This window comes from Enterobacter sp. SA197, assembly GCF_054131575.1.
Window position 1 is genome coordinate 4,096,877 of the sequence record NZ_CP096393.1, and the last position, 20,887, is coordinate 4,117,763.

General features: G+C 57.1%; 13 protein-coding genes and 1 pseudogene. 9 read left to right on the top strand and 5 right to left on the bottom strand.

The genetic code is table 11. The features are described 5' to 3' along the window. Positions 1-233 precede the first annotated feature (233 nt). Positions 234-1,628 (top strand): sugar porter family MFS transporter, encoded by a 1,395-nt coding sequence (locus M1D91_RS19205; protein ID WP_437434389.1) that lies wholly within the window; start codon positions 234-236, stop codon positions 1,626-1,628. A 331-nt stretch (positions 1,629-1,959) separates the two neighbouring features. Next, positions 1,960-2,580: a response regulator transcription factor gene (locus M1D91_RS19210; protein WP_437434390.1), complete on the top strand. Its 621-nt coding sequence runs from the start codon at positions 1,960-1,962 to the stop codon at positions 2,578-2,580. Here M1D91_RS19210 and M1D91_RS19215 read toward each other — a convergent pair. From M1D91_RS19215 to M1D91_RS19235, 5 genes are all read right to left on the bottom strand, one after another. Next, complete coding sequence (locus M1D91_RS19215) at positions 2,570-8,173, bottom strand: trifunctional serine/threonine-protein kinase/ATP-binding protein/sensor histidine kinase (RefSeq protein WP_437434391.1); 5,604 nt, start codon at positions 8,171-8,173, stop codon at positions 2,570-2,572. The two genes, M1D91_RS19210 and M1D91_RS19215, sit on opposite strands and share 11 nt — an antisense overlap. Next, positions 8,173-8,556: a response regulator gene (locus tag M1D91_RS19220; protein WP_437434392.1), complete on the bottom strand. Its 384-nt coding sequence runs from the start codon at positions 8,554-8,556 to the stop codon at positions 8,173-8,175. Before M1D91_RS19220 ends, M1D91_RS19215 begins: the two co-directional genes overlap by 1 nt. 36 nt (positions 8,557-8,592) lie before the next feature. Next, positions 8,593-8,853: a XapX domain-containing protein gene (locus M1D91_RS19225; protein ID WP_437434393.1), complete on the bottom strand. Its 261-nt coding sequence runs from the start codon at positions 8,851-8,853 to the stop codon at positions 8,593-8,595. Positions 8,854-8,855: 2 nt separating this feature from the next. Continuing rightward, a complete protein-coding gene (locus M1D91_RS19230; RefSeq protein WP_437434394.1) occupies positions 8,856-9,104 on the bottom strand; it encodes a DUF1427 family protein in 249 nt (82 codons plus the stop codon). A 63-nt stretch (positions 9,105-9,167) separates the two neighbouring features. Further along, positions 9,168-9,857, bottom strand: coding sequence for a hydrolase (locus M1D91_RS19235; protein ID WP_437434395.1), 690 nt, complete (start codon positions 9,855-9,857; stop codon positions 9,168-9,170). 354 nt (positions 9,858-10,211) lie between these two features. Between M1D91_RS19235 and M1D91_RS19240 the strand changes: the two genes are divergently transcribed. From M1D91_RS19240 to M1D91_RS19270, 7 genes and pseudogenes are all read left to right on the top strand, one after another. Next, positions 10,212-12,086, top strand: coding sequence for an amidohydrolase (locus M1D91_RS19240; RefSeq protein WP_437434396.1), 1,875 nt, complete (start codon positions 10,212-10,214; stop codon positions 12,084-12,086). Between the two features lie 5 nt (positions 12,087-12,091). Beyond that, positions 12,092-12,517, top strand: coding sequence for a DoxX family protein (locus tag M1D91_RS19245; RefSeq protein WP_437434397.1), 426 nt, complete (start codon positions 12,092-12,094; stop codon positions 12,515-12,517). Continuing rightward, positions 12,501-14,135, top strand: coding sequence for an MFS transporter (locus M1D91_RS19250; protein WP_437434398.1), 1,635 nt, complete (start codon positions 12,501-12,503; stop codon positions 14,133-14,135). The genes M1D91_RS19245 and M1D91_RS19250 overlap by 17 nt, the downstream gene beginning before the upstream one ends. A gap of 45 nt (positions 14,136-14,180) precedes the next feature. Beyond that, a complete protein-coding gene (locus M1D91_RS19255) occupies positions 14,181-15,002 on the top strand; it encodes an alpha/beta fold hydrolase (protein ID WP_437434399.1) in 822 nt (273 codons plus the stop codon). 327 nt (positions 15,003-15,329) lie between these two features. After that, positions 15,330-19,454, top strand: coding sequence for an RHS repeat-associated core domain-containing protein (locus M1D91_RS19260; protein WP_457975825.1), 4,125 nt, complete (start codon positions 15,330-15,332; stop codon positions 19,452-19,454). Then, positions 19,451-20,032, top strand: coding sequence for a hypothetical protein (locus tag M1D91_RS19265; RefSeq protein WP_437433538.1), 582 nt, complete (start codon positions 19,451-19,453; stop codon positions 20,030-20,032). The genes M1D91_RS19260 and M1D91_RS19265 overlap by 4 nt, the downstream gene beginning before the upstream one ends. A gap of 31 nt (positions 20,033-20,063) precedes the next feature. Next, a pseudogene (locus tag M1D91_RS19270) lies at positions 20,064-20,886 on the top strand (RHS repeat-associated core domain-containing protein); the annotation flags it as partial. Position 20,887: the final 1 nt, after the last annotated feature.

Genomic DNA, 20,887 nt, shown 5'->3' on the forward strand with positions numbered 1-20,887 from the left:
GAGCAGAATCCTTAGCTCTACCCGCTTGTTACAGCGCCGATCGGTTTAGTCTGAAACTGCCCCCGCCGGTCCATCATATTCTCCGCTTATATCTATAATATCTTTCAGTTTTATTCAGGGATGTTAATGACCATGCATGTAACCGATTACACTACCGGATCCTGCAGCAGAACACTCCCCCTTTAAACTGACGTCATTATTAATAAAAACGCATAAAACAGATGGAGGGCATCATGCCTGACAATAAAAAACAGGGGCGTTCAAATAAGGCGATGACCTTTTTTGTCTGCTTCCTGGCAGCCCTGGCAGGGTTACTCTTTGGCCTGGATATTGGTGTCATCGCGGGCGCACTGCCCTTTATCGCAGATGATTTTAAAATTGACTCTCACACGCAGGAGTGGGTGGTCAGCTCAATGATGTTCGGGGCTGCCGTCGGTGCGGTGGGAAGCGGCTGGCTTTCCTGGCGTCTTGGGCGCAAGAAAAGCCTGATGATCGGTGCCGTCCTCTTCGTTATCGGCTCACTCTGTTCTGCCGCAGCGCCAAACGTGGAAATTCTGATTATTTCCCGTGTGATCCTTGGCCTGGCGGTGGGTGTCGCCTCTTATACCGCCCCGCTCTACCTGTCAGAGATTGCGCCGGAAAAAATCCGTGGCAGCATGATTTCTATGTATCAGCTGATGATAACCATCGGTATTCTCGGCGCCTACCTCTCCGATACCGCATTTAGCTACAGCGGCGCGTGGCGCTGGATGCTTGGCGTCATCATCATTCCGGCGGTGCTGTTGCTGATTGGCGTCTTTTTCCTGCCGGACAGCCCGCGCTGGTTTGCCGCCAAGCGTCGCTTCCACGATGCGGAACGCGTATTGATGCGCTTACGTGATACCAGTGCAGAAGCGAAAAACGAGCTTGAAGAGATCCGTGAAAGCTTGCAGGTGAAACAGTCTGGCTGGTCACTCTTTAAGGATAACGCTAACTTCCGCCGCGCGGTTTACCTCGGCATCCTGCTACAGGTCATGCAGCAGTTTACCGGGATGAACGTCATCATGTATTACGCGCCGAAAATCTTTGAGCTTGCCGGTTACAGCAACACCACCGAGCAGATGTGGGGAACCGTGATTGTCGGTCTGGCGAACGTACTGGCCACCTTTATCGCTATCGGTCTGGTGGACCGCTGGGGACGTAAGCCGACGCTGGTGCTGGGCTTTTTGGTGATGGCCGCAGGAATGGGGATTTTGGGTACGATGCTGCATCTGGGCATCCACTCTCCAGCCGCGCAGTACTTCGCGGTGGCGATGCTGCTGATGTTTATCGTCGGTTTTGCCATGAGTGCCGGTCCGCTTATCTGGGTGCTTTGCTCGGAAATCCAGCCGCTGAAAGGGCGTGATTTTGGTATCACCTGCTCGACGGCCACCAACTGGATAGCCAATATGATCGTGGGGGCAACCTTCCTGACCATGCTGGACACCTTCGGTAACGCCAATACCTTCTGGATCTACGCGGCGCTCAACGCACTGTTTATTGTGCTGACCCTGTGGCTGGTGCCAGAAACTAAACACGTCTCGCTGGAGCACATTGAACGTAACCTGATGAAAGGTCGTCCACTGCGCGAAATCGGCTCACAACGTTAAGACCACTGCGCTCAGCCTCCAAAGGGGCTGAGCGCCTCTTGCATCCCCTCTCTTCCCTGACCGCCTTCACCATCCTGCCTTTAGTCAGCGCGCTGGTTTCCCGATGTATGGCCTGGAATAAGGGGCTTGTCACACTCCGGCTAATAAAAAATTAACCTATACCTTTTTATTATTTTCATTTGAAACATGATAATGATAATTATTATGTTAACATCCAGTTATTGTTTAGTGAAAATGTATGTATGCCCATGTTTTTTAAAGGAACAACTACGCTTTATCTCTGGAGCACCCTTTCGCTGGCTGGCATACACCCTGATGATTAGGAACCCTCATGGATCACATTGTTTACGTGGTGGACGATGACCATTCTGTCAGGCAGGCACTGGTCAACTTACTGAAAGCGGAAGATTATCGGGTCGCTGACTTTTCCTCTGCCGATGACTTCCTGGCTCACCCTTTCTCACCTCAACCCGGCTGCCTGATTCTGGATATGAATATGCCAGAAACGGGAGGGTTTGACGTTACCGAGGCGCTGACCCGGCTGGGGTATGCCCTGCCCATTATCTTCCTCACCGGATTTGGCACCATTCCTTTATCCGTTAAGGCGATGAAGGCTGGCGCTTATGAATTTATGACCAAACCCGCCGTGCCCGGCTTACTTCTCCAGGCCGTGGCGGGGGCGCTGAAACTGGCAGAGCAGACACTGGGCGCATCTCAGGAAATCCAGCACCTTACGGCCCGCTACGACTCACTGACGCCACGAGAAAAAGAGGTCTTTCAGCTGGCAATCGGCGGGCTGCTGAATAAGCAGATTGCTACCGCAATGGGGGTGAGCGAAATCACCGCCAAAGTGCACAAAAAGCGGGTGATGGAGAAGATGGAGGTGCGCTCTCTGACCGATCTGGTCAGGGCCGCTGACCGTCTGAACATCCAGAAAACGCTCAGCCGCTAAGCTCTCCCTCCTGCACATGGTGGGTGGGCAGCACAAAGGTGAACTGGCTGCCGTGCGGCGTAAGAGGCTCGGCAGACAGTTTCCCCTGATGTTTTTCAATAATCCCATAACTGATGCTCAGCCCCATGCCCATCCCCTGCTCCTTGGTCGTATAGAAGGAGTCAAACAGACGCTCCTGCACCTCAGGGCTAAGGCCAATACCCGTGTCCGCTATCCTCAGACGTATTCGTCCTGGTGCCGGGTTATCAGAGCTCACCGTCAGCATGAGGGCGCGGCTATCAATGCCCGCCATTGCGTCAATAGCATTGACGATAAGGTTCAGCAGCACCTGCTGGATCTGCACGCTGTCGCCCTGGATGAACACATCACTGGCGTCGAGGTTGTAGTGCAGCGCAATCTCTTGTCGCTCAAGTTCACTGCGTGACAGGGCCACAATGCGGTAAACAAGATGGTGTAAATTGATGCGTGTGCAACGTGATGTCTGATTACGGGTCAAGGCCTGCAGGCCACGGATAATATTTCCCGCCCTTTCTCCCTCGCTGATTATCTCCTCCAGACTGCTGCGCGCATTGGCGAACATGGGCGGTTCGCGATTCAGCCAGCGCAGGCTGGCACCCGCATTGGCAACAATCGACATCAGCGGCTGATTGATCTCATGAGCAATAGAGGCGGTGAGTTGCCCGACGGTGGTTGCGCGGGAGACGCGGGCCAGATCGGCCTGCGCCACCCTAACGGCGTCCTCGGACAAACGGCGGCCGGTGATATCGGTAATCACCCCGAAATACTCCGCGACGTTGGTTTCATAGCCCACGGGATTACCCACGCCGAGTATGTAACGGCACTCCCCATCAGGCCGAAAAATACGAAACTCCGCCCGCATGGACACACCGTTGCGAACGCTATCATTCACCAGCGTGTTAATACGCTGGAAATCCTCAGGGTGAACCAGGGTCATAAAATCAGCCATCGACAGGGTTCGCTGTCGTTCTGGCAGCCCCAGAATGCGCGCATATTCATCAGAGACAAACATCACATCCTGTTCGAGCTCCCAGCGCCAGATACCGGTGTTGCTGATTTTTTCACCCAGCATCAGCGACGTCTGACTGGTACGCAGCTCTTTTTCAGCCCGACGGCGCTGCACGTTTTCTTCCACCAGTTCGGCGTACAGGCGGGCAGTTTCCAGCGACACCGCTGCCTGGGCCGCCAGCATTCTGACAATACGCGAGTCTTCCGCGGTAAAAATGTCCGGCATCACCCGGTTTTCGAGATACAACACACCCACCAGCTTTCCCTGTTTATGCATTGGCACGCACAAAATAGCCGCCCCGGAGGTCACGAGGTACGGGTCCTGGCTGAAGGGGCCAAACCGTTCCGGTTTACTGATGCGGATCTCCTGCCCGGTACGCATCACCGCTGCCAGCACCGAAAGCGGCATATCCGTTGCCCCCGGACGCTCTCTGACAAGCTCAACGTTTACCCCTTCAGATGAGGTCTCAGCGCAGGCCTGCGTTTCCGGGATAGTGTTATCAATAATTCGGATCAATAGCCCACGCTGGGCTCCCGCCCGCTCCAGCAGAATGGTCATCAGCGTGTGCACCAGGCGGTCGAGGTCTATCTCTTCGGTCATGGCGCGCACGGCACGCAGGACACTTTCCAGATCGTTCACGGCTTCATTTTGCGCAAATGCGATAGTGTCATAAGGCGAACGCTGCCCGGCGGGTGCCAGATGTGGATACTGGCGTTCAAGATGGCGAACTTTGGCGGTGGCTCCCCACCGACGCCATGCCGAAAAGGCGTTTCGGACATAGCCTTCTGCTGCCGTTACCCAGCCGGTGGCTCTGGCAAAACGGCCCGCTAATTCGCAGGCGAGGCCATTGACTGGATAACATTCGGATTCACCCGACAGGGCAATCGCCTTTTCATACTGCGCGACGGCGGTCTCATTATCCCCGTCAAGCCGTGCCAGTTCGGCACGAAGCAGGGCTGCCCTGTCCGCAAAGGCAGCAGGGTTATGCCCGGCCCAACGGACAATATGCGCATAATGGGCATTAAGGACGTCTCGCTGTGCACTGTCGGCCCCGTTCCGGGTCAGGCATTGCGTCAGTGAAAGCGCACTGTAGAAATGGTAATCGAGCAAATGGATATAGCCTGGCACCATATCAGCGACGGGCGTCGCTTTTGCCAGACAGAAAGCGGCATCTTCATACTCCCCCGCCATGAAGTGCGCCATCCCGCGATACAGCCAGAACCAGAAAACCGCCAGCGGGATAGGCTGGGCTTCCCGCGGGTTGGTCACCGTCAGCAGCGAGTCAGCAAACAGATTGTGGCCGCTAAAGGTGGCGCTGGCAGTATTACGCAAATGGTTAACATACAGACGCTGGATAGAGAGCATAATTTCCACATCGGGAAAATGGAGTTTACGCACAAACCCCAGCCCCCCCTCAATGGTGGAGATAACACCGTCCAGATGATCGCCCCGGGTCAGGAAATTCATCGTCTGATGGCGAAGGACAAAACATGCTGCGGTAAGATCGCCATGTTCGACCGAGGCGGTGAAGCAGGCCTTCGCATGCTCAATCGCCGTACCGAGCGGCTTCACCCAGGCGCTGCACAGATCAACCGCAAGCCAGGTACGCCCGGTAAAATGGGTAAGCTGATGTTCATCTGCAAGGTCGCGCCCCAGTAGCGTGTAGCGATACCCCTTTTCATACTGATGGTAACGGCAGCCAATCATTACGCCATACCAGGCAAGCGCGGTGGTGGACGCGCCACTCAGCCCTTTTTCCAGGGTCATTAGCATGATTCGGGCCAACAGGATGAAGTGCAGTTGCGGACAGGCGAACGCAGAAAACATACTGGCGCTCAGCATCAGGTTCATGATGGCCTCCGCTTCAGGGTCCTCAATGAGCGCAAGCTGGCGGAACGCTGCCTCCGGCGCATCCCCTAAACGCCTTTCAAGCATTTGCCAGATAATTCTGCACTCATCGTCAGCAGGACGACGACTCAGATGAATGCCAAACACCGCCAGCCAGGCTAAGGATGTTTCAAGGGCGAGGCTCATGTCTGACTGACGCATATGCACTTCTGCCAGCATGCCCGCGGCCATTGCTTTTTGTTGCAGGTTCCCCGGCGCACTCATCAGTTGGTGACAAAGCGCCAGCGCAGAGGGAAGGTTTCCCTGTAAAAACTCACACTCCGCCTCTTCAAATGTGAGGCTAAAACTGGCCTGCGCCCGATCGCGCTGTGTTGTGCTTTGCAGACACTTTGCCGCTCTGAGATAGCGCACCGCTGACGCATAATCCCCGGTCAGCCTGGCGCGCTGGGCCGCCAGCCGGCAAACGTGGTGGTAACGCTCTCGCTGCGGTGACAGACGCAGGCTTTCCATCGCCGAGATAATGTGATGCACCGCCAGAAAGAGATGTTCACTGCTGTCATCGTCCGCCACCGTCCCGGTGAGTCGTTCGGCTGCGGCAATGTTTAAACGGACAACGTCCTGCGCATCAAGCAGAGCCAGCGCGGCCTCGTGAACCCGGTCGTGGGTAAAAGCATACTGGGCATCGGAAAGGCTAATAAGCCTTGCGGCCACGGCCGGTTGCAAATCTTCATGCAGCTGTTCCGGTGTTATCTCCAGAATCTGACTGAGCAGCGCGGGCTTGCCGGTTCCCCCCACGCAGGCCAGGCAACCGAGCAGATTTCGCGTCTGCGGCGGCATTTCAGCCAGTTGCTTTAATACCAGACTCGCCACGTTTTCAGTGTAGGTATGCGAGCGAATTGCCTCTAAATCGTAGTGCCACTTGCCATACTCTTTATGATGAGTAATCAAACCATCCTTGAAGATGCGCTGGAAAAACTCATGAGTAAAGAGTGGGTTACCTCCGGTTTTTTCGTGGATCAGCGCAGCCAGCTCGCCCAGGCTCGAGGCACGGGTTTGCAACAGGTTCGCCAGCCAGCGGGCGACCGCTTTCACACTCAAGGGCTCGGGGCGAAGCTCAAGGCTGTAGCGCGCCCGGAGGCGTAACGCCGACAGGAGATCCTGTTCACCAGAGGCGGGAAACGTATCGGTATCGGAGCAGGACACCACAACCAGAAGGGGTAATGATTCCGTGCTGCTGAGCAAATGCTCCAGCAGTTGCATACTGGCCTGATCGATCCAGTGAATATCGCCAATCAGCAGCACCAGCGGGTTATCCGGCGTGGCGAACGCTTCCACCAGACGATGCGCCATCAGGTTGAAACGCATACGGGTATCCGCCGACTGGGTGTTGACCACCGTGAGCTGCCGGTTATCCAGCAACAGCCCCAGCTCCGGCACCAGTTTAATGGCCAGCGCGGCATGGCTGCCTAAGGCCCGCGTCAGGCGCATTTTCCAGCGCGCTACCTCTTCCGCCTCAAGCCCCAGCAGCCACAGCGTCAGCGAGCGAAAAGCGGAGGCGATAACGGTGTAGGGTAATACCGGAGAGTATTGATCGGCCTTGCCAATTGCCAGCAGCGTCTGGCGCTGCTGAAGCACTTTCAGCGCAGAGGAAATAAGCGACGATTTTCCGCATCCTGGCGGCCCGCTGACGGTAACCAGCGCATGACAACCGCTTTCAACCACACGATCAAAGGCGGCCAGCAGTTGCGGGTGCTGAGGGTGATTCAAAAAAAGCGGATCAGGCAACATACGGGTGGGTTCCCTGTCCTGCAAACCGGGCGTAAATGAGGCAATCTCGCCATTTTTTGCAAGCGACGCCTGGCAGCGGCGCAGATCGGCCATCAGCCCTTCTACGGTCTGGTAGCGATTTTCAGGGGATTTTTCGAGCAGACGCAACACGATCTCCGCCAGCGTCGCCGGTACACCGGGCCGGCGCAGGCGGGGGGAACGGGGAGGTGAAGCAATATGGTGATGCGCCCACTCGGCCTGTCCGGCGTCGTTGAGATCAAAAGGCAGTTCACCGGTTAACAGTTCATAAAGCACAATGCCCAGGCTGTAGAGATCGCTACGGCTGTCGACTTTGTCGCGGGTGCGGGCGGTATGTTCCGGGGACATATACGCCAGCGTGCCGCCGGACACCGTCATGCGGGTGGCGCTCAACGTCTCCTCCACCCCTCTTGTCAGTCCAAATCCCCCCAGCCGGTAAGCCCCACCGGGATCGATAAAAAAGTGTCCGGGCTTGATGTCGCTATGAATCAGCCCCTGCGCGTGCATCTGGCGCAGCGGCGCGCACAGACGCATCGCGATGGAGAGGAAATCGGTCATGCTGCGCCCGCGCGTACGACTGGATTGTGCAAGGGTGCGGAAGGGAAACGGGGCGTAAACCAGCGCGTAGTGGCCGTGAAAGCTGGTGCAGTTCATCGGCTTTATGGCCCATGCGCCGGAGAGCCTGGCGCGTAATGAAAACTCATTTTTCAGCCGCTGCGTGGTCGCAAACGCGGCTTCGTCCCCCGCTACCGCCGCGCTGGCGAGGATAAAACTGCTGTCCGAGTGGAGTGGCTGACAGAGCGTCCACGCAATGCCACCCTCCTGTACTAAACGGGTGAAGATAATGTCATCGGTCAGGGTGACGACTTCACCGTCCATCATTTTTCCGGCGGCAGAGAGTTTTTCGCTCATTAACGCTCCTCACGTAAAGAGAGTTCGCGGCGGATCTGTTCCAGCAGCGTATCGATGTTAATAGGCTTACGCAGCAGCGTGACGGACTCGGTTTGCGGCGCATAACGCGACAGGTTTTCGTCTTCATGCCCGGAGACAAAAATGACCGGCGGAGGTGTCATGCTGTCGAGCAGATGTTGGTAGAGCGCCGGACCGCTCATGCCTTTAAGCTTAATATCAATAATAAGCAAAGACGCCAGAGACAGCGCGGCTTCATCATTGAGAAACGCCTCGGCAGATTCAAAGACGTCTGTGTCGTACCCTTCCGACTGCAGCAGGTTGCTTAACCCGCTGCGGACGGAACGTTCATCATCAATGATGACAATGCGCGCTGGCAGCGTCATGTCTGGTCCTCTGTCTTTCACTCACGCGAGTGCGTGTCACTCCTGGCGAACGTCTTTACCGTCAGGGGGAGGAGTGCCACTAATTTTGGGCACGCATTCATGACGAAACCATGCCAGGGTCACCGGCTCGCCGCGCAGGAGCCGACGGCCAACAGGAATAAGTTGTTCACCCACTAACATACCGAACAGGCCCAGCAGAGCTATGACCGGAGGGGCGGGTGAATGCACTTGCATCGCACCATAAATGACGCCAGCCAGCAGGCCAACCGCCAGAGAAACAGCATAGGATTTCAACATGGTTAGCCTGCCTCTGTATAGCGACTTATGGCAGATGCGTTATCCGCATGCGATGGAATAACCTGTGGCTGACTGATGGCCGCGGAGGGCGCATCCTGGGTGATAACGGCGGCGATCAGGTGTTCGCCCGCCAGCATACCGAGCAACCCCACCAATGCAATAGCGGGTGGCGCGGGTGAACGGACCTTAAGCACCGCGTACAGAAGACCGATAAGCACGCCTGCGCCAAGGGAAATGAGCTCTGTGCTCATAGGAGATCTCCCGTTGTGTTGAACTGAACGGGCCGGGGCAAACGCCCCGCCCTTTGTCAGTCGTTATTTATTGGCCGGAACCGGAGCCAGAGTACGGTGAGCGCCTTTCGCACGCGCTGGCGCTTTATGCACCATGGTGTAGGCGTAATCCACACCCATGCCGTAGGCACCCGAGTGCTCTTTGACAATATCCATCACCGCGTTGTAAGTCTCTTTGTGAGCCCAGTCGCGCTGCCATTCCAGCAGAACCTGCTGCCAGGTCACAGGGATCACCCCCGCCTGAATCATGCGCTGCATCGCGTAATCATGGGCTTCTTTAGAGGTGCCACCGGAGGCATCAGCCACCATATAAATTTCATAGTCACCTTCCAGCATGGCGCACAGCGCGAAGGTGTTGTTACACACTTCGGTCCACAGGCCAGCCACCACTACTTTCTTCTTACCGTTTTTCGCCAGCGCATCACGCACTTTCTGGTCATCCCATGAGTTCATGGAGGTGCGTTCCAGAATGTCGTGTTCCGGGAATACATCCAGCAGCTCAGGGAAGGTATTGCCGGAGAAACTTTCTGTTTCTACGGTGGTGATAACGGTCGGAATATTGAAGACCTTAGCCGCTTTCGCCAGGCCAACCACATTGTTTTTCAGCACCTGGCGATCAATAGACTGCACGCCAAACGCCATTTGCGGCTGCTGATCGATGAAAATCATTTGGCAGTTTTGAGGGGTCAGGACTTCAAGCTTAGTGTTGGTCATAAGAATATCCATTGTCGTTAAGTTACAGTTTCCCGCAACGGAGGCGGAAACCATGCTGACAGAGACCGGGATATTCTCGCGCTGCATCAACAGACGAAAGAGAAGCACAAAGCGGCTGCCTTTTAGCGTTCGTCCCGGGCCATGCTGTCGGAGCGGATAGTAAGAGTTGTTTGGAATGAGAACTATTATCTCTGTGTATAACTATACGTTCGTATAGGTATACCTTCGTATAACTAGACGCCGTTTTCCCCTGCTCACCATAATCCTTCCAGTTTTCACGCTCTGCGTTGACGGGGCATCTCATCTTGTCCGGCGGTTTAACTTAAGTGCCGGGCGTTTCAGACAGGAGGATTTATGGTCTCGCTCGATAAAGCAGAGCTGATTTTACTCAACGGCAACTTTCATACGGTAGACAGGGAAAACCCGGTTGCCGCTGCGGTTGCCATCCGCGACGGCAAATTTCTGGCGGTAGGCAGTCAGGCCGAAGTGATGGAACACCACTGCGACGGCAGTAAAGTCATCGACCTCAAAGGCAGTACCGCCATACCCGGCCTGAACGACTCGCACCTGCACCTGATTCGCGGCGGCCTGAACTACAACCTCGAACTGCGCTGGGAAGGTGTGCCCTCGCTGGCGGATGCCCTGCGGATGCTGAAAGAGCAGGCTCTGCGCACGCCGTCGCCGCAATGGGTGCGCGTGGTGGGTGGCTGGAGCGAATTCCAGTTTGCTGAGCGCCGCATGCCGACCCTCGACGAGATCAACGCCGCCGCCCCGGATACACCAGTCTTTATCCTCCATCTCTACGACCGCGCCCTGCTCAACCGCGCCGCGCTCCGCGTGGTGGGTTACACCAAAGACACTCCCAACCCGCCGGGCGGTGAAATTCAGCGCGACAGTAACGGCAACCCGACCGGGATGCTGATTGCCCGTCCGAATGCCATGATCCTTTACGCAACGCTTGCAAAAGGGCCGAAACTGCCGCTGGAACAGCAGGTTAACTCCACCCGCCAGTTTATGCGTGAACTGAACCGTTTGGGCCTGACCAGCGCCATTGACGCCGGTGGCGGTTTCCAGAACTACCCGGAAGATTACGAAATCATCAACGAGCTGCACGCCAAAAAGCAGATGACTATTCGTATCGCCTATAACCTCTTTACCCAGCGTCCGGGTCATGAGCTGGAAGATTTCGAAAAATGGACCGATATGCTCACCCCAGGCCAGGGTAGCGACTTCTTCCGCCACAACGGCGCGGGTGAAATGCTGGTCTTCTCCGCTGCCGACTTTGAGGACTTCCTTGAACCACGCCCGGATCTGGCCCCCGGCATGGAAGATGAATTAGAGCGCGTGGTGCGCCACCTGGTTGAACACCGCTGGCCGTTCCGTCTGCACGCTACCTATAACGAATCCATCAGCCGTATGCTGGATGTCTTCGAGCGCGTTAACCGCGATATTCCGTTCAACGGCCTGCACTGGTTCTTCGACCATGCGGAAACGGTGACCCAGCAGAATATCGACCGCATCAAAGCGCTGGGCGGAGGCATCGCCGTTCAGCACCGTATGGCCTTCCAGGGCGAATACTTCGCGGAACGCTACGGCATGGAAGCGGTACGCCATACGCCGCCGGTGGCAAAAATGCTCGAAACCGGCGTACCGGTTGGCCTGGGTACCGACGCTACCCGTGTTGCCAGCTATAACCCCTGGACCGCGCTCTACTGGCTGGTTTCCGGACGCACCGTAGGCGGCATGCAGATGTACGACGTCAATGCGCGACTGGATCGTGATACCGCACTGATGCTCTGGACCCAGGGCAGTGCCTGGTTCTCCAGCGAACAGGGCAAAAAGGGGCAGATCAAAGTGGGTCAACTGGCTGACCTCGCCGTGCTGAGTAAAGACTATTTCCGGGTGCCGGAAGAAGAGATCAAAGGCATTGAGTCGGTGCTCACCGTGGTGGATGGCAAAGTCGTCTATGCTGCGGGCAGCTTCAGCGGCGAAGCCCCACCGGCTATTCCGGTTCTGCCGGAGTGGTCGCCGGTAGTGAAGGTTCCAGGTCACTACCGTAGCGCACCGCCACAACAGGCACGCGTTGGCATGATGCCTGCCGTCCACCATTGCAGCGGCCCCTGTGGCGTGCACAACCATCAGCATGACGTGGCACGCGGTTCCTCCGTTCCGGTTTCAGACGATAACGCCTTCTGGGGCGCGCTCGGCTGCAGCTGCTTCGCATTCTGATGCCTATGAAAAACGTAACCTCAATGCTGCCCCGTATCGACGCGGGGCTGTTCTTCCTGCGCCTCACCGGTAGTCTGCTGCTTCTCTATGTGCACGGCCTGCCGAAGGTGCTGAATTTCAGCGAAGAACTGACAAAAATCGAAGATCCCTTTGGCTTTGGGCCGTGGATGAGCCTGCTGCCCGCCATTTCTGCTGAAGTGGTCTGCCCACTATTTATCATTCTGGGTATTGGCACCCGCCTGGCCTGCCTGCCGGTTATCGGCGTGCTGCTGGTGGCGATGCTGATGGTGCACCCACAGTGGAGTATTGCTGAAGGACAATTTGGCTGGCTGTTGCTCATCATCTTTACCACGCTGGCGTTGACCGGCGCGGGCAAATGGCGCGTCAGCGTGCCAGGAGAACAGGAGTTCAGGCATGGCACAAGTCAATGATATTCACACGGCGGCGGCGCAGGCCGCGTCAGCAGGCACAGCGCCAGTAAGCGCCTCCTCCTGGCAGCCTCTGCGCCAGCCGGTATTTCGTATGCTGTGGATTGCCACGGTGGTCTCCAACATTGGTTCATGGATGAACGATGTGGGGGTGAACTGGACCATGCTAACGCTGAGCGCTGATCCGCTCGCCGTCGCGCTGGTGCAGGCAGCCAGCAGCCTGCCGATGTTTCTCTTCGCCCTTCCTTCCGGGGTGATGGCGGACATTGTCGACCGGCGTAAATATCTGCTCTTCTCCCAGCTCTGGGTGTTTATTGCCGCTGCCGGACTCACCCTGCTGTCGTTTGCCGGACTGGTGACACCGACCGTGCTGCTGATTGCCGCTTTCCTGTTAAGTACGGGTGCCGCGATGAGTTCGCCGCCGTTTCAGGCTATTGTGCCGGACCTGGTGGATAAGCATGAGCTGGCTCCGGCTATCGCCCTCAACTCGCTTGGCATCAACATCAGCCGGGCAATTGGCCCGGCTCTGGGCGGGCTGGTGCTTTCGTTTGCAGGCCCCTGGGTGGTATTCGCTCTGAATGCGCTCTCCGTCCTCGGTGTGGCGTGGGTGCTCTGGCGCTGGAAAGCGGAGCCCTCCATTCAGCGTCTGCCGCCTGAGCACTTCTTCTCCGCGGTGCGCGCCGGGCTGCGCTATGTGCATGCCGCACCCGTGCTGAGAAATGTGCTGGTGCGCACCGTGGCCTTCTTCACCTTCGCCAGTGCGGGCTGGGCATTACTGCCGCTGGTTGCCCGCCGCGAGCTGGGTCTGGGCCCTGGTGGTTACGGGATCATGCTGGCCTGCATTGGTGTGGGGGCGATTTGCGGGGCGATTGTGCTGCCACGGCTGCGTAAACATTTCGATCCCGACAAGTTAATGGTGCTCAACAGCGGCATATTTGCCGTCAGCATGCTGGCGCTGGCTTTTGTCCGTCACTTCTGGTGGCTTAATGCCTTCGAGTTTCTGACCGGCTTTGCCTGGATTGCGGTGCTCTCAACGCTGAACGTGGGGGCGCAGCGCAGCGCGGCGAAATGGGTTAAAGCGCGAGCGCTGGCGGTCTATCTGACGGTCTTCTTTGGCTCGATGACGCTGGGCAGCGCCATCTGGGGGCAACTGGCCTCGCACTTTGGTATTCCAGCCTCACTCTGCGTGGCAACGGTGGGCATGCTGCTGGCGAGCCTGACGGCCCTGCGCTGGAAGCTGAACAAAGATCCCGACCTGAATCTGGATATTCGCGACGTCGACAGTCAGGCACAGTCGCTGGATATTTCCCATGAGCGTGGGCCGGTGATGGTGATGTACGACTATGAGATAGACCCCCAGGATGTGGCGGAGTTTGTCCTTTGCGTACAGGAAATTCGCCGGGTGCGCGTTCGTGGCGGCGCGCTGAGCTGGTCGGTGTATGAAGATCTGCAGCGCCCTGGGGTGTTTGTCGAGTCTTTCGTGGTCGGCACCTGGATTGAGCATCTGCGCCAGCTGGAACGCCACACGGTCAATGACCTGCTGATCCAGAGCAAAGTGCAGGCTTTTCATCGAGGTAGTCAACTTCCGACGGCGCGGTATCTGATCGCGCCCATAATGTAACAGCAACTCCTATCAACCTAATCACAAACGAGTGAGGTTTCAGGCATGAGCACCATCAAAACGCAGGACGGCACGCAGATTTATTACAAAGACTGGGGCACCGGCAAACCGGTATTGTTCAGCCATGGCTGGCCGCTGGATGGCGACATGTGGGACAGTCAACTGAACTTTCTCGCCGAGCGCGGCTACCGTGTCATTGCTTTTGACCGTCGCGGCTTTGGCCGTTCTGATCAGCCGTGGGAAGGCTACAACTACGACACGTTTGCCTCCGATATTAACGACCTCATCACCACGCTGGATCTTCAGGACGTGACGCTGGTGGGCTTCTCGATGGGTGGCGGTGATGTCTCCCGCTATATCGGTCGCTACGGCACGTCCCGCGTGAAGGCGCTGGTGCTACTGGGTGCGGTAACGCCTATCTTCGGAAAAACCGCCGACTATCCGCAGGGTGTCGATAAGAGCGTCTTCGACGGTATTCGCGATGGGCTGCGTAAAGACAGAGCGCAGTTTATCAGCGATTTCTCTACGCCTTTCTATGGCCTTAACGCCGGACAACAGGTCTCTGAGGGTGTGCTGACCCAGACGCTGAACATAGCGCTGCTGGCGTCGCTCAAAGGGACTATCGATTGCGTAACCGCGTTTGGCGAAACCGATTTCCGCCCGGATATGGCGAAAGTTGACGTGCCGACGCTGGTGATTCATGGCAGCAACGACCAGGTTGTACCGTTCGAATCCACCGGTAAAGTCGCGGCAGAGATGATTCCAGGCGCGCAGTTGAAAGTGTATGACAATGCGCCGCACGGTTTTGCCGTCACCCATCAGGATCAGCTGAACAACGATCTGCTGGCCTTCCTGCAGTCGCTGTAAGTTAAGAAAGGTTCATCGCGCTTTGCCGTGGAAATCCCTTATCGTTATCAAGAAAACCTGACCACGGTTTTATGGTAAGCACGGCATCGCTGCGATGCACAAACAGAGCGACTGTCGCTCAGACAGGAGGCTATCGTGAACTCATCCTTACCCTTTATGGGTTCCGAATTTTCTCCTTCTGCCTGATTATTTCTTCGCCTCTGCACTCCTCTCTGTAATTATCCCCTTCTTATTTAAGGACAATCCGGGCACGCCTCGCAGGAGAAACGCGCGTTTCTTCCGGCGGTAGCGCGCCTGTTTCGCGACATCATTCAGAAGGAACTGACCATGAGCGGAAAACCCGCGGCCCGGATGGGCGATGCCACCGCAAAAGGTGGCCCGATAATTCAGGGCTCCATGGGGGTGATGATTGGCGCCCCCACCGGGGTGGCCTGTTCGGTGTGCCCCGGCGGCAGGACGTCCGGCAACCCGGTTAACCCCCTGCTGGGGGCCAAGGTGCTGCCCGGCGAAACCGACCTCGCCCTGCCCGGTCCGCTGCCCTTTGTGCTCACCCGCGCCTACAGCAGTTACCGTACTCCCACCCCTGCGCCCGTCAGTCTCTTCGGCCCCGGCTGGAAAGCCCCGTTCGATATCCGCTTACAGCTGCATGATGATGCGCTGATACTTAACGACAACGGCGGCAGAAGCCTTCACTTTGACCCGCTGATGCCCGGCGAGACCGCCTTCAGCCGCAGCGAATCCCTGTGGCTCGCCCGTGGCGGGGCGCTGAAACTGCACGAGAGCAACGTGCTGCATGTGCTCTGGCAGACCCTGCCGGAAGCCCTGCGGATAAGCCCGCATCTTTATCTGGCAACCAACAGTGCCCAGGGGCCGTGGTGGCTGCTCGGCTGGCCGGAGCGTGTTCCGGGCGTGGAGGACGTGTTACCCGCGCCGCTGCCCCCGTCCCGGGTGCTGACCGGGCTGGCGGACCGCTTCGGGCGTACACTGCGCTTTCACCGGGATGCCGACGGAGACTATGCCGGGCATATCACCGCCGTCACCGACGGTGCGGGACGTCGCTTCCGGCTTGAACTCTCCACGCAGGCGCAGCGGGCGGAAGCGGCGCGTAAACAGACGACCGCGTCAGATATCAGGGTATCTGAATATCCGCAGACGCTGCCCGGCACCGACAGCGGCGTTCGCCTGGCGGCGGTGTGGCTGACCCATGACCCGGTATACCCCGACAATCTTCCCGCGCTGCCGCTGGTCCGCTACACCTATTCCCCGCGCGGCGAACTGGCGGCGGTGTATGACCGCAGCGGTACCGCGGTGCGCCATTTCACGTATGACCATACCCATCCGGGGCGCATGACCGCGCACCGGCATGCCGGACGACCACCCGTCACCTACCGCTACGATGCCGCCGGGCGCGTGACGGAGCAGCACAACCCCGCCGGGCTGAGCTACACCTATGGCTATGAAAAAAATGCTGTCGTCATCACCGACTCCCTGCACCGCCGGGAGGTGCTGCACACCGAAGGCGAACACGGTCTGAAACGGGTAATTAAAGAAGAAAAGGCCGACGGCAGCACGCTGACCCGTGAATTTGATAATGCCGGGCGACTGCTGGCAGTGACCGACGCGGCCGGGCGCAGAACTGAATACCGGCTGAATGTCGGCTCAGGCAACGTGACGGACATCGTCCACCCGGACGGCAGGTCGGTCCGCTTCAGCTACAACAGCCAGCGTCAGCTCATCTGCACCACCGGCACGGACGGCCTGCGCAGCCTGCAAAAATTTGACGACGCGGGTCGCCTGATACAGGAAACCTCCCGCAGTGGCGATATCACCGGTTATTTTTATGACAATCCGCAGAGCGAATGGCCCTGTGCCACCGAAGGCCCCACCGGCAGCCGCCGGGAGATGACCCGGAACCGCTACGGGCAGCTACTCACCCTCACCGACTGCTCGGGCTGTGTCACCCGCTATGAATACGACCGCTTCGGTCAGCTCACCGCGCTGCACCAGGAGGAAGGGCTCAGCCTTCACTGGCAGTATGATGCGCGGGGCCGGCTTGTCTGCCATACCGGTGCCGCAGGCCATAAGACGCAGTATGACTACAACGCGGCGGGCGACCTCACCACCGTGATTCACCCGGACGGCAGCACACAGACCACGGAGTACGACGCCGCCGGACGCCCGGTCAGCACCACGCAGGGCGGGCTGACGCGGCGGATGGCATACGATGCGGCCGGGCGCGTCAGCGGGCTGGTCAACGAGAACGGCGGCCGCACAACCTTCACGTATGACGCGCTGGACAGGCGGGTGCAGGAGACCGGTTTTGACGGCCGGACGCAGCGTTACCACTACAGCGTCACTGGTCAGCTTATCTGCAGCGAGGATGAGGGCCTTGTGACCCGGTGGCACTATGATGCGTCGGACCGGCTCAGCCACCGCACCGTGGACGGTGAACCGGCAGAGCAGTGGCAGTACGATGAGCGTGGCTGGCTGACGGAAACCAGCCATGTCAGTGAAGGCCATCGCGTTGCCGTGCACTACGACTATCATGAAAACGGTCGCCTGTGCCGCGAGCGACAGACCGTCCATGCCCCGCAGACAGACGCCCTGCTCTGGCAGCACGTCACAAAACACGCCCACCACCACGGGCTGGCGAACCGGACCACCCCGGACCGTCTGCCACCCGTGGAATGGCTCACCTACGGCAGCGGTCATCTGGCCGGCATGAAGCTCGGGGAGACCCCGCTTATCAGCTTCACCCGCGACAGGCTGCACCGGGAAACGCAGCGTGACTTCGGCACTTATGAGCAGAACACGCACTACAGCGCCTCCGGGCAGCTGCTGAGCCACACGCTCAGTGACCCGGTGCTGAACCGGGAATACGGCTATAACGACAACGGGCAGCTGGTACGCATCAGCCAGGAAAACGCGGACCAGCATTACCGGTATGACGGCACGGGGCGACTCGTCGGTACACAGCACCCCGACCTGTTGCAGCGTTACGCCACCGACCCGGCCGGGAACCGTCTGGCTGACCGGGTCGCGCACCCCGCCCTGCCCGCCGTGTGGCCGGACAACCGTATCAGCGGGGATGCGGAGAGTTTTTACCATCATGACGGCCATGGCAGACTCACCGGGCGGGACGAGCGGATAATCCGCGACGGCGGCAGCCACTGCCACCGGTATCACTATGACCACCAGCACCGGCTGGTGCAGTACACCCGCAGCCAGCAGGACCACACTCTGACCACCGCCCGCTACCTGTACGACCCGCTGGGCCGTCGCACCGGCAAAGTGGTACGCGAAACACCCCGTGACGGCCGCCCGGAGCAGGTCAGCCGCGTCTGGTACGGCTGGGACGGCGACCGCCTGACCACCACGCAGACGGACACCACCCGCATCCAGACAGTGTACCTCCCGGGCAGCTTCACACCCCTGCTGCGCATCACAACCACCACGGATGAGCTGAACAAATCCCTGCGCCGCAGCCTGGCCGAAAAACTGCAGCAGGACGGCGGAGTCACCTTCCCGCCAGAGCTGGTCAGCCTGCTCGACCGGCTGGAAGGCGAACTGCGAAGCGGCAACCTCAGCGAACAGAGTCAGCAGTGGCTGGCACAGTGTGGTCTGACGGCAGAGCGGATGCAGAACCAGCTGGAACCGGTGCACACACCGCAGCGCACAATTCACCTGTACCACTGCGACCACCGCGGCCTGCCCCTGGCGCTCATCAACGGTGAGGGAAAAACAGACTGGTCAGCAGAATACGACGCCTGGGGGAATGTGCTCAGTGAAAATAACCCGCACAATCTGGAACAACACCTGCGCCTGCCGGGCCAGCAGTATGATGAAGAAACCGGGCTGCACTATAACCGTCACCGTTATTACGACCCGCGTCAGGGACGGTATATCACGCAGGATCCGATTGGGTTGATGGGAGGATGGAATTTGTATGCGTATCCTTTAAATCCCATTAGCTGGATTGATTCACTTGGGCTTGCATCTAAATATGGTCACTTAAAGAATGGTGGTTATGGAGCGAGACCTACCCCACCACCAAAGCCCAACCCGAGTAAACTGCCTGGCATAGCGGAAAAATTAATGCCGAAATATTCTATTGACCAGGCCAGCAGCGAGCCCAATGTTTTCAAAACATTTTTCACAGCATTCAGCCCTTACGACTACACACCGTATTGTAAAAAGTGGGTGAAACCAAATCTGACCTGTACACAGTGGGATGATCCCAACTATCCAGGGATGGATACAAAAACAGCACGCGACTACCTGTCAAAGGAGGAGTGGCCAATAGATAAATTGCCTGCGGGATATACCTGTGCAGAGCCTTATTTATTCCCAGACCTTGATGACCCCGGAGGACCAGCAACGGCAGGGATAGATGATTTGTCTGAGTTATTTATTAAAGGAATGCAGAGAACAGGAAGAGGAGTAAGGAAATGAAACGCGTTATATTATTGCTGACAGCCCTCATTAATTTTGATTTGCAAGCGTCTTGTGAAATACAGCCTGAAAATCAAGTTTGCCTTACCATGTTTACTAAGAGCAGCATTGCTTCCTCATTTCCCGTTTTAAACGTTAAACCGGTATGGAAATGGTATCAGCGTGAAGATATAGGAGAATACTATTGGCAAACAGAACTGGGTACATGTAAAAATAATAAATTTATGCCAAATAGCGCCAGGATACTAATTCGCCTTGGGTCGCTACGTATTAACGAAACTCCTCCAGCCGAAGGAGCCTTACAGGATTTGCTGGACGCCGCCGATAAAATAGCTTTTTTCGATAACAGGTCTATTAATAAGGATGTGATGAGCCATATAAGAGGGGCATTTGTACAAAAAAAGAGCAGCGACCCGGCACAGTTGCTGGCAATCCTTGATAATTCAATCATGGTAAAATACTTCAAAGCGGAGAAGTCAACTTATGCCCGCATGACAGCACATCTTCCTGAGAAAAATGAGTCTTACGAATGTGTAACGGAAATACAATATGGCGTGCTTCGTAGTGAAAGAAAATAAAATATATAACTGAGGAAATATACGTTAGACGCAGATGTTGCGGCTGGAAGGCGAACTGCGAAGCGGCAACCTCAGCGAACAGAGTCAGCAGTGGCTGGCACAGTGTGGTCTGACGGCAGAGCGGATGCAGAACCAGCTCGAACCGGTGCACACCCCGCAGCGCACTGTCCACCTGTACCACTGCGACCACCGCGGGCTGCCGCTGGCGCTCATCAACGGTGAGGAAAAAACAGACTGGTCAGCGGACTATGACGCCTGGGGGAAGGTGCTCAGTGAAAATAACCCGCATCATCTGGTACAACACCTGCGCCTGCCGGGCCAGCAGTATGACGAAGAAACCGGCCTGCATTACAACCGACACCGTTATTACGACCCCCATCAGAGGCGGTATATCACGCAGGATCCGATTGGGCTGGCGGGGGGGATGGAATTTGTACACGTATCCGCTGGACCCGGTTATGGGGGTGGATCCGCTGGGGTTGTGGGCTTTTGCTATTCCAGCCATACTTGAAGGAATTAACTGGTTATTCTGGGGAAGTGCGGCAGCAGGTGGTGCTGTTTTAGCTACATCTGGGGATTCGGAGCAGTCCAAAACAAATACAGAAAGCCTAACGAAATGTGAGGAGAAAAAAACATGTCCACCATGTATTCCCCCTACAGGAACTATTTGTGTCGGCTCAATTCATACTGAGCATGATCATAAAGGTAAAAAACCACATTTTCACACCTATAAGATGAATCAGAATCCCAAAAACTGTGAATGTAACTGGAATAAAAGAAAAAAAGATGAGCATACTTTAAACTCTCAACCGCCAGGAATTCAACCCTGTATAGCCTATGGGTATAAGGTGTAAA